11 protein-coding genes are annotated in these 13,209 nt (G+C 75.4%); 8 read left to right on the top strand and 3 right to left on the bottom strand.

Annotated elements, in window-relative coordinates; all coding sequences use genetic code 11:
• Positions 1-103 precede the first annotated feature (103 nt).
• The 4 genes from WME76_RS30940 (at position 104) to WME76_RS30925 (ending at position 4,338) form a co-directional block, all read left to right on the top strand.
• Positions 104-2,302: a HEAT repeat domain-containing protein gene (locus WME76_RS30940; protein ID WP_437955848.1), complete on the top strand. Its 2,199-nt coding sequence runs from the start codon at positions 104-106 to the stop codon at positions 2,300-2,302.
• A 50-nt stretch (positions 2,303-2,352) separates the two neighbouring features.
• Positions 2,353-2,667, top strand: a complete 315-nt coding sequence (xseB, locus tag WME76_RS30935; protein WP_437955847.1) for an exodeoxyribonuclease VII small subunit — start codon at positions 2,353-2,355, stop codon at positions 2,665-2,667.
• A gap of 17 nt (positions 2,668-2,684) precedes the next feature.
• Entirely contained in the window at positions 2,685-3,413 is a 729-nt protein-coding gene (locus WME76_RS30930; RefSeq protein WP_437955846.1) for a competence/damage-inducible protein A, read from the top strand.
• Between the two features lie 145 nt (positions 3,414-3,558).
• On the top strand, positions 3,559-4,338 hold the full coding sequence (locus WME76_RS30925) for a JAB domain-containing protein (RefSeq protein WP_437955845.1): 780 nt from the start codon (positions 3,559-3,561) through the stop codon (positions 4,336-4,338).
• Positions 4,339-4,348: 10 nt separating this feature from the next.
• On the opposite strand, the gene WME76_RS30920 is transcribed toward WME76_RS30925, so the two are convergent.
• Entirely contained in the window at positions 4,349-5,521 is a 1,173-nt protein-coding gene (locus tag WME76_RS30920; protein WP_437955844.1) for a tetratricopeptide repeat protein, read from the bottom strand.
• Between the two features lie 102 nt (positions 5,522-5,623).
• Positions 5,624-6,349, bottom strand: coding sequence for a hypothetical protein (locus WME76_RS30915; RefSeq protein ID WP_437955843.1), 726 nt, complete (start codon positions 6,347-6,349; stop codon positions 5,624-5,626).
• A gap of 212 nt (positions 6,350-6,561) precedes the next feature.
• Here WME76_RS30915 and WME76_RS30910 point away from each other — a divergent pair, with 212 nt between their 5' ends.
• The 4 genes from WME76_RS30910 (at position 6,562) to WME76_RS30895 (ending at position 12,053) form a co-directional block, all read left to right on the top strand.
• On the top strand, positions 6,562-7,899 hold the full coding sequence (locus WME76_RS30910; protein ID WP_061620529.1) for a Stp1/IreP family PP2C-type Ser/Thr phosphatase: 1,338 nt from the start codon (positions 6,562-6,564) through the stop codon (positions 7,897-7,899).
• Positions 7,900-7,986: 87 nt separating this feature from the next.
• On the top strand, positions 7,987-9,573 hold the full coding sequence (locus WME76_RS30905) for a hypothetical protein (RefSeq protein WP_437955842.1): 1,587 nt from the start codon (positions 7,987-7,989) through the stop codon (positions 9,571-9,573).
• A 63-nt stretch (positions 9,574-9,636) separates the two neighbouring features.
• Positions 9,637-11,103, top strand: a complete 1,467-nt coding sequence (locus tag WME76_RS30900) for a hypothetical protein (RefSeq protein WP_437955841.1) — start codon at positions 9,637-9,639, stop codon at positions 11,101-11,103.
• 5 nt (positions 11,104-11,108) lie between these two features.
• Positions 11,109-12,053, top strand: a complete 945-nt coding sequence (locus tag WME76_RS30895) for an RluA family pseudouridine synthase (protein ID WP_437955840.1) — start codon at positions 11,109-11,111, stop codon at positions 12,051-12,053.
• A 33-nt stretch (positions 12,054-12,086) separates the two neighbouring features.
• On the opposite strand, the gene WME76_RS30890 is transcribed toward WME76_RS30895, so the two are convergent.
• Positions 12,087-13,007, bottom strand: a complete 921-nt coding sequence (locus WME76_RS30890; RefSeq protein WP_437955839.1) for a M23 family metallopeptidase — start codon at positions 13,005-13,007, stop codon at positions 12,087-12,089.
• Positions 13,008-13,209 lie beyond the last annotated feature (202 nt).

Raw genomic sequence — 13,209 nt, 5'->3', positions numbered from 1 at the left:
TAGCGCGTGCTTCCATCAAATTCCAGGCTTGTCACGCCGCGCTGGCGCGCCTCGGGGGAGCGTGACAGCGGGCCGCCGATCGCGGGATAGTGCGGTCGAGCGAATGCGATTTCCCCCTGGAACCCCCCGCGCGCTGGGCTTCGCGGCGGCGCTCGCGGCCACCGCGATCGCGGGCGCGGCGGCGCCGCAGCCCGTCGCGCGGACGGCGCGGGCGCCGCGCGCGGAGGACGGCGGCGCGCCCGCTGCGGCCGAGCCCGGCGCCACGCCGCTGCGCGGCAGCCTCGGCGTGCCGGTCGCGGAGCGGCTGCTCGCGTCGAGCGACCCGGAGGCGCGGCTCCGCGGCATCGAGCGGCTCGGCGCGATCGGCACCGAGGAGGCGGTGAGCGCGCTGCTCGCGGCGCTCGAGCAGGGGGCCCCGGGGGCGCGCGATCCCAGGGCGCGCCTCGCGGCGGTGCGGGCGCTCGCGCCGCACGCAGCGCGCGACAGCGTGCGCCAGCTCCTCTCGCGCGAGCTGTCCGAGGGCGGCGCCCCCGCGCGCAGCGCCGCGTCGCCGCTCGGCGAGCTGCTGCGCGGCACGGCCGCCCTGGCCCTCGCGCGCTCCGGAGACCGGCGCGCGCTCGGCGCGCTCGTGAACGCGATCGTGCAGGGCGGGGCCGCGGGCGAGGCCGCGGCGCGCGCGCTCAAGGCGTACCCGCCCGCGTCGCTCCAGCTCTTGCTCGGGAGCCGCAAGCGGCTCGAGCCCGCGCTCGTCGCCTTCCTCGGCGAGCTCGGCGACCTGCGGGCGATCGGGGCGCTGCGGCCGATGCTCGAGGGCGGCGACCGGGCGGCGCAGGTGGCCGCGGCGCGCGCCCTCGCGCGGCTCGGCGACGAGGCCGCGCTGGCCAGGGCGCGCGCGTGGCTGCGCCGCCCGGAGCCGGGGCTCCTCGAGGCGACCGCCGAGATCCTCGTCCACCTCGGGGCGCCGGAGGCGCCGGACGCCGTGGCCGCGCTGCTCGGGTCCGAGCGCGCGCGCCTCGAGGGGCTCAGGCTGGCCGAGCTCGCGCCGTCGGAGCGGCTCGTGCCGGCGCTCGCGCGCGCGCTCCCGCTGCTCCCGGAGGACGCGCGGCCGCGCGCCGTCGCGGCGATCGGCCGCGCCGGCGGCGCGGAGGCGGCGCGGCAGCTCCGCGGGCTTGTCGAGCGCCCGGAGCTCGCGACGGCGGCGGCGTTCGCGCTGGCGACGACACCAGGGGCCGAGGCGCGGGCCGCCGTCGCGGAGATGATCGACGGCGCGCGCGCCGCGAAGGACGCGGACCTCCGCCGGCTCGGCCTGCGCGCCGGCGTGGTCCGCGGCCTCGTCCTGGGCGACGCGCCCGAGGCGATCGAGGGGCGGCTGCTCGCGGCGCTGGCCGCGCCGAGAGGGTCGAGCGATCGCGCCGTCGGGGTGTTCGGCGCCGTGGCGCTCGGGCTCCGCGACGCGGGTGAGGTGGTCGGCGCGTGCTCGCCGGCCGCCTGCGATCGCGCGGCGGTCCACGCGGCGGCGCGCGGCGCGCTCGCGCGCGGTGAGCGCGCCCTCGCCGCGCTCGCGCCGCTCTTCGCGGAGCTCGTCGCGCCCGGCGGCGGGGGCGCCGCGGCGGGCGGCGACGACGCCGCGCCCGACGCGGCGGCGATCTCGGCCGGCGTCGCGCTGCTCGCGGCGCCGCGGGGCGGGGCGGTCGCGACCTCGCGGCTCGCCGCCCTCGCGGAGGCGGGCGGCCCCCTGGCGCCGCTCGCCGCGCGCGCGCTCGCGGCCCGCGACGACGAGGTGATCCGCGGCCGGCTCAAGCGGCTGCTCGAGGGGAGCGATCCCGTCGTCCGCGCGCACGTCGCGCTCGGCCTCGGGAGCGACCCCATGCCCGACAGCGTCTCGCTCCTCGCGCGCGCCTACCGCTTCGAGGACGACCCCGCGGTGCGCCGCGCGATCGTGCGCGGGCTGTCGCGGCGCGCCGAGGTGCAGCGCACGCGCGTGCTCCTCACGGCGCGGGACCTCGACCCGGACGAAGGGGTGCGCGCGCTCGCGCGGGCCGCGCTCTCCGGCGTCCCGGGCGCCCGCGACGCGCCGCGCCCCGCGCTCGCGGCGGGGGTGGTCTGGGTCGCGATCGTCCCGAACGACCGGAGCGCGGCCGCGAGCGCGTCGTCGCGTCCGGCGCGGCTCGTCCGGCCGGACGGGGTGGCCGTCCCGGTCGTGGCCGATCCGGACGGCGTGCTCCTCGTGCCGGCGGTGCCGCCGGGGGTGAGCTCCGTCCTGCTTGCGCCGGCCGCACCCCCGGGGGACTCTGGCTCATGACGACGATGAGCAACGCGACGGACGAGAGCGGCACGGACGCGGAATCGTGCGTGGAACCGCGAGCGGAGCCCCGCGCCACCTCGACGGCGTCCGCGAGCGAGGCCGATCGCGCGCCGGTGAGCGGCGACAAGGCCGCCGGCGCCGGCGCGTTGTCCTTCGAGGAGTCGACGCGCCGCCTCGCGAAGATCGTGGCGGAGCTCGAGGGCGGCGACCTGCCGCTCGAGCGCGCGCTCTCGCTGTTCGAGGAGGGCATCCGCCTGTCGCGGTCGGCGCAGGAGCGCCTCGACCGCGCGGAGAAGCGCGTGGAGGAGCTGCTCGGGATGGACGCCGACGGGCGCCCCGTGACGCGCGAGTTCGAGGGCTGAGCGGAGCACAGGGAGAGATGAGGACTGCGGCGGCGCTGATCATCGGTAACGAGCTGCTCACCGGGAAGATCGCTGACGAGAACCTGTTCGTGCTCGCGGGCACCCTGCGCGCGCTCGGCGTCAAGCTCGAGCGGGCCGTCATGGTGCTCGACGACATCGAGGTGATCGCCGCGGAGGTGCGGGCGCTCGCCGCGTCGCACGACTGGCTCTTCACGAGCGGCGGCGTGGGCCCGACGCACGACGATCTCACGATCGCGGGCGTCGCGCGCGCGTTCGGCGTGCCGGTGGTCAGCGCGCCCAACATGGAGAGCATGCTGCGCGAGTACTACGGCGACCGGATCACCGAGGGGCACCTGCTCATGGCCCGCATCCCGGAGGGCGCGCGGCTCGTGACCGGCGGCAGCGCGGCGTGGCCGGCGGTGGTGATGCGGAACGTGTGGATGCTGCCCGGCGTGCCGCAGATCTTCCGGGCGAAGCAGGCGCTCATCCAGGCGGAGCTCTCCGGCGGCGCGCCGTTCATCTCGCTCGCGGTGTTCACGACCCTCGACGAGGGGCAGCTCAAGCCCATGCTCGACCGCGTGGTCGAGGCGCACCGCGACGTCGACATCGGCTCCTACCCCCGGTGGTCGGGCGCCGACTACCGCACGAAGCTCACGTTCGACGGCCTCGTCGAGGCGAAGGTGCGCGCCGCGCGCGACGCCTTCGCCCAGAGCCTCCCCGAGGAGACGATCGTCCGCGTCGAGTGACGCGCGCGCGCCCTCTCACGCTCTCACGCCGCGCGCGCCCCTGGCGGCCGCCACCCTCCGCCGCCGGACCGCCACCCCCGGCGGCGTGAAACCCGCCGGCGCGGCGGGCGCGCCGGCCGGCCCGCCGCGTGCTTGGCGTCCGCGCATGAGCCTGTGGAAGAGCGCCGCGCTGCCGTCCAGTCACCTCATCGATCCGTACGCCGACGAGCCCTCCGCGTTGCCCGGCTTCGCCGGCCCGCGGGAGCGGGCGCTCGAGGAGGGGATCTGGTCGCTCGGCGACGCCGATCTGCTCGCGATCGTGCTCGGCACCGGGCTGGTCGGCACCCCCGTGACGCTCGTCTCCGCCGCGCTCCTCGCCCGGTTTTCCGGGCTGGAGGGGCTCTCGCGCCTCGGCCCGCACGCGCTCGCCCAGCACCCCGGCCTCGGCCTCGCGAAGGCCCTCCGCATCGCCGCGTCGCTCGAGCTCGGGCGGCGCGCCTTCGAGCGCGCGGTGCGCCCGCGGCCCCCGGTGCGCACCTCGGCCTCGATCGCGGCGTGGTGCGCGGCGCACCTCGGCCCGCTCGAGCACGAGCAGATGTGGGTGATCTCGCTCGACGGCCGCAACGGGATGCGCGGCGCGCGCAGGGTCTCGCAGGGCGGGCTGCACGGCTGCTCGGTCACGGCGAAGGACATCCTGCGCGCCGCGCTCGCGGACGCGGCCTCGGCGCTCGTGCTGGTGCACAACCACCCGAGCGGCGACTCGGCGCCGTCTCCCGAGGACGTGCTCATGACCAACTCGGTCGCCGCGGCCGGCGCGGTGATCGGGGTGCCGCTCCTCGACCACGTCATCCTCGCGCCGGACGGCCACTACTCCTCGATGCACGATCTCGGGATGATCGAGCCCGGCGACGCGCCGCCCGACGCCGCCGAGCCGCCGCGCCCGTGATCCCGACGGCCTAGCCCCGCCGGCTGACCAGGATGCCGTGCCGCTCCCCGCCGGCCTTGCTCGCGGCGCCCGGCACGCTCGCGAGCCGCGCCGTCGCGCCGCCCCAGTCGACGGAGGGCGCCCCCTGGAGCAGCGACGCGTAGAGCGCGCTCGCCTGCGTCATGGGGCAACCGAGCGCCTCGCGCAGGAACGTGAGCGACGCGCCCGTCGCGTAGTTCACCGGCGCCTGCCGGCCGTCCTCGCCGATCACGGTCACCTTGAAGACGTCGTCCTCGGACCGCGCCGCGCGATCCGGATCGGTCAGCGCGAGGTGCAGCGCCTCGATCGCGCCGCCGGCCGGGTCGATCGTCGCGTAGAGCTCGAGGAGCGGCGCCGTGTAGCGGACGATCTGCCGCCCCGCCCCCTCGCCGGTCGCCGCCGGCGTCTGCTCGCGGCGCCTGAGCTGCGCCTCCACGGCGAGCGCCGACCGCGCGAGCTCCCGCTCCGTCTTGCCGAGCAGCCGGCGCGCGCGCATCTCGGCGAGCGCGCGCCGCAGCACCTCGCGGTTGTGCGCCGCCTTCTCGTGGCGCCGCTCGCGCGCGAGCAGCGCCTCGAGCTCGCCCAGCGCCTGCTCGTGCTCCCCGATCGACGCGAGCGCGTCGGCCAGCGTGAGCCGCGCGTCGGAGAGCGCCGGCGCGCGCCGCACCGCCTCGCGGTAGGCCGCGATCGCCGCCGCGATGTCCCGCCGCGCCTCGTGCGCGAGCCCGAGCGCGAACGCCGCCCGCCCGTCCTCCGGCGCCGCCTCGCACGCCCGCGCGAGCCAGCGCGCTGCCTCGTCATGGCGGCGCTGGTCGTAGCGCGCGATCCCGAGCTCGCGCAGCACCCGCGGGTCGGGCGGCTCGATCGCTGCGCCCTGCTGGAGCTGGTCGGCCGCTTCGTCGAGCCGGCCGAGGCGGACCAGCGCGCGGGCGTAGGCGAGGCGCGCCTCCACCTCGCCGCCGCCCCGCTCGACCGCGCGCGCGAGCGCCCGCGCCGCCTCGGCCCAGCGGCCCTCCGCCGCGTACGCCGCCCCGAGCGAAAGCCAGGCCCCCGCGTCGTCCGGCTCGGCCGCGAGGTGCGCCTCGAGGCCGGCGATCCCGCCGGCCATGTCCCCTCGGCTCAGTAGATCGAGCGCGCGCGCGCGGAGCGCTTCGGGCGGCGTCATGGCGGCAGGGTACGCCGGCGCGAGGAGGCGGGTCGAGCGCCGCCGGGCGGCGCGCCGCCCCGGGGGAGACCTCGGCCGCGGCCCTCGTCCATGACGACGGCGTCAGTAGCCCGGCGGCAGCTCGCCCGTCAGGCACGACACGGTGTTCGGCGCGGTGCGCGACGACCACAGGGCGCCGGCCGGCGCGCCGTCGGCGAAGCGCACGCCCTCGCGCGGATCCCACGCCGGCGCCTCGCCCGGGCGGAGGGAGTGCGTCCCGCTCTGGTAGAACGCGATGATGTACGTGTGCCCCGCGACCCGGCAGCCGAGCCGGCCCGCGAGCGCCCGCGCGAACGCCTGGCCGGAGTGGCCGAAGGCGCTGCAGCAGCGGAGCCACACGAGGGCGTCGGGGCCCGCGAGCTCGGCCTTCAGGGCGGCGATGGCCCCGTCGAGCGGCGAGCCCGGCCGGAGCGCCGCCTCGTCGAGCCGCGTCTTCCCGATCCGCATGTACCCCCAGCCGCCGTGCCCCCAGGCCTGCAGCGAGCTGATCTTCCGGCCGCGCTCGCGCGCCGTGCGCGCCGCCCACCCGAGCGCCTCGGCCCAGCTCGACGCCGACTGCCACGCGTCGGCCGCGCCCGTCATGCGGTGCAGGAGCGCACCGGCGCGCCAGACCGGCGTGAGGCCGATCGACGCGCCCACCGCCTCGCCCAGGACCGAGAGATCCGCGGCGTCGGCGGTCGCGGGCTCCGCGCGTGGCGCGACCTCGCCGACCTCGCGCCGGCGGGGCGCGCGCGGAGCCCGCCGAGCACCCCACCCGACGTCGGTGTTATCGAAGAGGACGAGCCGCATGGAGCCTCCCATTCTGCGCATTCCGAATGTACCGCCGCTCGCAGCCGCCGCCACGCGGTCGATTCCCCACCCGCACCCCGAGCATCTCCCGATCGCGCAGGCACGTCCCGGGCGCGGCGCGGGTGAGGCGGACGGGCGGAGGTCGTCCAGTTCGCGGTGGGCGCAATCGCTAGTGATTTCCTCCCGCGCCCTCGGTTAGCCTGCCCGAACCGATGGGCCTGTCCGAAAACATCAGGTTTTATGCGGCCACCGACGTCGGCCGCATGCGGGACCACAACGAGGACAACTACCTCGTCGACAAGAAGCTCGCGCTCTTCGTGGTTGCCGACGGAATGGGCGGACACGCCGCGGGCGAGGTCGCGAGCGCGCTCGCGGTCCGCATCATCCACGAGGAGCTCAAGAAAGAGCGGGATCTCATCGAGAACCAGGCGCGCAGCAACGTGCGGCGCGCCGCGATGAAGGAGGTCCTCAGCCTGCTCGAGCACGCCGTGCAGCGCGCCTGCGCCCGCATCCACGAGGAGGCGAAGGCCGACGCGACGAAGCGCGGCATGGGCACGACGCTCTCCGCGCTGCTCATCGCCGGCTCGCACGGCTACATCGCCCACGTCGGCGACAGCCGCATCTACCTCCTCCGCGAGGGCCGCATCCAGCAGGTCACGGAGGACCACACCGTCTACAACGAGCTGATCAAGCGCGGGAAGCTCACGCGCGATCAGATCGAGAAGGTCGCGCAGAAGAACGCGATCACCCGCGCCGTCGGCGTGTACGAGCGCGTCGAGGTCGACACGCTCACGATCGAGGTGCTCCCGGGCGACCAGTTCCTCCTCGCCTCCGACGGGCTCCACGGCTACATCGCGCACACCGCCGAGCTCGAGCCGTTCTTCGAGGAGGAGAACGGCGAGGCCGCCGCGAACGGCCTCATCGACCTCGCGAACCGGAAGGGCGGCAAGGACAACATCACCGCCGTCCTCGTGCGGCTCGGCGCGGGCGATCACCGCGACAGCGTCCGCGCGCGGCTGCTCGCCCTGAAGCGCGACGTGCTCGCGAAGATGCCGCTCTTCGCCCGCCTCCAGGAGCGCGAGATGCTCCGGGTCATGCAGGTCGCCGAGGTGCTCTCGTTCGAGCCCGGCCAGATCGTGGTCCGCGAGGGCGACCGCGGCGACGAGCTGTTCATCGTGCTCTCGGGCCTCGTCCGGATCGTCCGCGGCGACGCCGTGCTGAGCGAGGTCGGCCCGGGCGAGCACTTCGGCGAGATGGCGCTCATCCGCAGCATGCCGCGCTCCGCCACCGTCTCGGCCGTCGAGCAGAGCGAGCTCATCGCCGTCCGGCGCGCCGACTTCTTCGAGATCCTCCGCAAGGAGCACGAGCTGGCCGTGAAGCTGCTCTGGCAGTTCCTCGGCGTGCTCGCCGACCGGCTCGATCAGACGTCGCGCGACCTGACCACCGCCCGCGAGGAGCTCGCCGCGGAGGACATCACGAGCGAGATCTTCCCGGACAGCGAGGAGGGGAAGAGCCCGTTCGCCCCCGAGGAGCGGGCCGAGGCGCGCTGAGGCCCCGCGCCGCGCCCGCCGAGCGATTCGCAGATTGACACCCTCCGGCCCCCGCCGGTAGCGTCCGTCCGACGGATCACCATGAGCATGCACGGCAGAAGGTACGGCGAAGGCCATCTTGCTCGCGTCGCCATCAGCGTGGCCAATCGCGTGGACTGCGGCTCGGCGCTCGCGTCGCTCGCCGTCGCTGCGGCGGCTCTCCTCGCGACGTCCCCCGCGGCCGCGGACGAGCCGCGGAGCGCCACCGAGCCGCGGCTCATGGTGGAGACGGGCGAGATCACGAGCGTCATCGACGCCTTCGATGAGGGCGACAACTTCGATCTGAACTTCAGCTTCGGCTTCGAGTACGCGAGCAAGAGCGCGAAGATCCGCCGCGAGACGAGCATCGCCGCGCCGGGGCTGTCGACGGGCGGCTACACGTCGAACCTGCTCAACGTCGCGAGCTACAGCGAGGCGACGTCGAAGTTCAACATGCGCCTCGACGTCGGCGTCTACCGCGACCTCGCGCTCTACCTCAGGATGCCGCTCGTCCTGAGCCACTCGCGCGAGCTCACCGACCTCGACGGCAGCGCCGCGCACCAGGCCGTCGCCCTCGCGGGCGCCCCGGGCGAGCAGCTCTTCTCGCTGCCGTTCACGTCGCCGACCCGGAGCGGCATCGAGTACCTCGCCGTCGGCGCCGACGTGAACATCATGAACCAGGCGCGCGACCGGACGAAGCCGACGTGGCTGTTCGGGATCGAGGGGCGCTTCCCGGTGAGCGAGCCGATGCACGCCTGCACCGAGTCGCCGAAGAGCGGGCAGGCCAAGTGCGCCGATCCGACGGACATCAACCGGAACGGCGAGACAGATCTCCCGTTCGAGGGGGGGCGCCTCGCGCAGCGCGATCCCGGCGTCTCGCGCGGCACCATCGGCCTCGAGGTGCACACGTACCTGTCCAAGCGGATCAAGTACGTCGAGCCCTACGGCGGGTTCAAGGCGCTGTTCGAGTTCCACCAGGAGTCGAGCGACTACGGCCTCATCGACCTGAAGACGTCGCTGGTCAACAACCCGCCGCTCGTCGGCACCGTGATGCTCGGGATGATGATCATCCCCTGGGAGAACCGTGAGAAGTTCACCGGGCTCACGTTCGATCTGCGCTTCACCGGCGAGTACCACTCCGAGGGGCGCGACTACTCGGAGCTGTTCGACGCGCTCGGCTCGACCGACGCGAGCTCGCTGCGCCAGCCGCAGTGGGCGTCGTTCCGCCAGAACGAGGCGCACAACCCGAACGCGTGCAGGAACGGCGACCCGGGCGCCTGCGCGCCCTCGGTCGTCGACGAGGGCTCGCAGCGGACGTACTTCACGGGTCTCGCCGACGTCCAGCCGTACGGCTCGTACCGCGGCTCCGCGAGCGTGACGTGGAGGGCGGCCGAGCTCGTGAAGTTCCAGCTCGGCGTCGGCTTCCGCCACGACCAGGGGCACGGCATCGGCGGCGATCAGCCGTGCAACTCGCAGTACAAGGACGACATCGGGACGGCCGGGCCGTGCCGCCGCCAGAACGAGGACGGGAGCTTCACCGTCACCGGCAGCCCGAACCCCAACTACCGCCCGAGCATCAACGCGATCGGCCGCCGCTTCTATGTCAACGACAGCAACACGTTCGACATCTTCGCGAGCGGCACGTTCATGTTCTGATCGACGCCTCGATCGGCGGCGGCCACCGCGGCGAGCGTCGCCGGGGACCGAAGCAGCGACCTCATGATCGATCCCTGGCACCTCCGCGGTCGCGCGCGCGCTCTTTCGCTCGCCGCGGCGCTGCCAGCGTTCGCCGGGGCGCTCCCGGCGTCGGCTCAGCCGGCCGGCGCGATCTCGCCGGCGCGCGCCGGCCAGCCCGCGGGCTCCACGCGCCCGTCGCCGGCGGCGAGGCCGACCGTCGTGCTCCCGACGGCGCTCGCGCCCGAGGACGCGGAGCGCGCGGCGCCGCTCGCGAGCGCGCTCGACGCGCTCCTCTCGGACACGGCGCAGGACCTCGGCCTGTCGGTGGATCTGGCCGACCGCGTCGCCTCGCGGGCGCGCGCCGACGAGGCCGAGCTCGTGGAGCGCGCGCGCGCGAGCGACAGGCTCTTCATCGCGCCGAGCCTCGACCTGCGCGGCGACGACGTCGAGCTCCGGATCGCGCTCGCGCCCGGCGGCGCGCGGTCGCTGCGGGTGCGCGTCGAGCGCGTCGCGCGGGACGAGCTCGCGGTGCGCGCCGCCGTGATGCTCCGCGACCTCGTAGCCGAGCTCGACGGCGGCGCGAGCGCGGCCCCGCCGCGCGGCGAGGAGGAGCCTTGCTCCGAGCGGTGCCGCGGGCGCCTCGCCACGCCCGCGCGCAGCCTCGGGAAGGCGACGCTCGCGGCCAACGCGACGCTCTACGGCGGCCTCGTGGGCTTCTCGATCCAGCGATCGAGCGGCTCGGACGATCCGCGCCTGCTCTACCCGCTCCTCGCGGTCGGCGCGGGCATCGGGCTCGGCGGGGCGATCATCATCGCGGAGGAGTGGGACGTCGGCGTGGCCGACGCCTGGTACCTCGGGTCCGGGACGTGGTGGCCGACGATCGCGGGCCACCTGATCTACGAGGGCCGCTTCGCGGAGCACGCCGCGGATCCCGACCAGGAGCGCTGGGCCTCCGGGCTCATCGGCGGGACCGCCGGGATCACGCTCGCGGCGCTCGGGCTCTCGCTCGGGCGCATGTCCGAGGGCGGCGCGCTGATGGCGCAGTCGGGCGGCGGGCTCGGGCTCACGCTGGGCGCGCTGGTCGAGTGGGCGGCGCGCGGTGACGTCGACAGGACGCCGATCGCGGGGATGGGCTATGGCGCCGCGCTCGGCTGGCTCGCGGCGGCCGCGGCCGCGACGCAGCTCGACGTCACCGCGTCGCAGGTCCTCACGATCGACGTGGGCGCGCTGCTCGGCGGCCTCGGCGCCGCCGCGCTCGCCAGCCCGCTCGTCTTCGAGTCCCCGACGCAGGCCCAGCAGCGGGCCTGGGTCGGCGCCGCCGCCGGAGGATTTCTGCTGGGGGCGGGCGTCACGTGGTACGTGACGCGCGCCGCGTTCGCCGGCGCCCGCGGCGCGCGCCCCTCGTGGAACCGCTTCGGCCTGCCCATGATGGGAGTGATAGGAGAGAGCGTGGTCGGGAGCCGGCGGGCGCCCGCGCTCGGCCTCGGGTGGCAGGGGGCGATTCCGTAGGAGCTATGAAGATCACGATCACCGAGCTGGATGCAGGGACGCGCCTCGACAAGCTGCTCGTGCAGATGCTGCCCGGGCTCGGGCGGGCGGGCGCGAAGCGGCTGTTCTCCGAGGGGCGCGTGCGCGTGCACGGGGCCGGCACGAGCGGCGCTGGCCGGCGCGCGTCGAAGGGCGACGTCGCGGTGGCGGGCGAGGTGCTGGAGGTCGACGTCGCGCCCACGGAGGCCTCCGGCGCGGCGACGCCGGACCCGGACGTGCCGCTCGAGGTGGTGCTCGAGCGCGACGACCTCGTCGTGGTGAACAAGCCCGCCGGGATGCCGACCGCGCCGCTCGATCCGGGCGAGCGCGGCACGCTCGCGAACGCCCTGGTCGCGCGGTACCCCGAGATGGCGGCGATCGGGTTCTCCCCGCGGGAGCCCGGGCTGTGCCACCGGCTGGACACGGACACGAGCGGCCTCGTGCTGGCGGCGCGCACGGCCGCGGCGTTCGCGGCGCTGGGCGCCGGGCTGAAGGAGGGGCGGCTCGACAAGCGCTACCTGCTCATCTGCCAGATCGGCGATCTCCCCGAGATGGGCTCGATCGAGGTGCCGCTCGCGCCGCACCCGAAGGACAAGAAGCGGGTCTACCCGTGCATCCACCCGCGCGACGTCGTGCGGTACGCGCCGCGGCCCGCGGCGACGATGTACAAGCGCGTGCGGCAGGCGGGGCTCTGGGAGCTCGTCGAGGCGCGGGCCCCGAGGGCGCTGCGGCACCAGATCCGGGCGCACTTCGCGTCGGTGGGTCACCCGCTGGCCGGCGACGTGCTCTACGGCGGGCCCACGGTCGAGGGGCTGAGCCGCCACGCGCTGCACGCGCACTACATCGGGTGGGGCGGCAGCGACGCGGTGCCCGCGTTCGTGGTGACCTCGCCGCTGCCCGCGGACATGGCGGCGCTGGTCGGCGAGGTCTGACCCGGCGCCGCGCGCTCGCCGCGCGCGCGCGCCTCAGGGCAGGCTCACCTCGACCACGTGGCCGTTCACGTCGCGCGCCCGCGCCGTGATCCGGAGGTCGTCGGCCGACGCCGTCCCGTCGAGGTTGCTGAAGCGGAACGCGATCACGTAGGTCGAGGCCTGCGCGTTGAACTTCGCCGGCTCGATCCGGATGCCCTCGAGGCTCTCGTCGTCGATGATCGCGGCGTCACCCTCCGCCGTGTACTTGCGGTTCCACGCGTCGTAGTTGATCCCCCGCTCGTCGATGATCTCCCCTGTCGATCGGTTCGACGTGGCGACGTCGACCTCGAGGAGGCCCGGGGCGATGCCGGGCAGGGTGGCCTCGACCTCGACCGAGACGCTCGCCGTGGAGTCCTCGTCGGTGCGGCGCACGACGATGGCCGGGGGCAGCCCGCGCGGCGTCGGGAGGAAGCGGAGCGGGTGCACGCAGTACACCTTCTCGGTCCCTCCCTCCCGGATCTCGAAGTGCAGGTGGGGGAACAGGCTGCTGGCCGCGAGGCCGGTGTAGCCGATGTGCTGACCGCGCCCGACCACCTCGCCGGGCTCGACGAGCGGCATCGTCAGGTGGACGTAGGTGCTGTAGAAGCACGCGCCCGTCCCGTCGCAGTGCTCGATCTGCACCACGACGTCATCGAAGTCGTCGTAGCGCCCGGCGCGCGTCACCCTCCCGTCGCCGACCGCGTACACCGGGGTGCCCATCACGGCGGGGATATCGATGCCCCGGTGAAAGTCGTAGACGCCGTCGCGCGAGGTCTGCAGGCGGGGGCCGAAGCTCGACGACATCGGCTGCATCTCGTCCGTCCCCCCGATCGGCCACACGAGATCGGGGCCCTCGGGGTCCGAGCCGCAGCCGGCCGTGACCGCGGCGAGCGCAAGCAGGGTCGCGAGATACGATGGCTTCCGCGAGGGCTTCATGGTGGCGGGTCCGTGGCGCGCAGGCGCAGTGCAGGTGTCGAGTCCACGGCGCAGCGCCGCTCTACGGCGCATCGCCGCCCGCCCATGGTACCGAGGCAGAGCGAAGAAGTCGAGGTCAGGAGGATCGTGAGTCGATGTGTGGGTCTCGCGTCTTCGAGGTGGTCGCCGGCGCGTCGTCGGCCTGTCGTCGGCGTTCGGCGTT

Source organism: Sorangium sp. So ce119 (assembly GCF_051524405.1).
Lineage (GTDB): Bacteria > Myxococcota_A > Polyangia > Polyangiales > Polyangiaceae > Sorangium > Sorangium cellulosum_G.
Note: the sequence above shows the minus strand (reverse complement) of the source record. Positions and strands in the feature narration are given on the sequence as shown.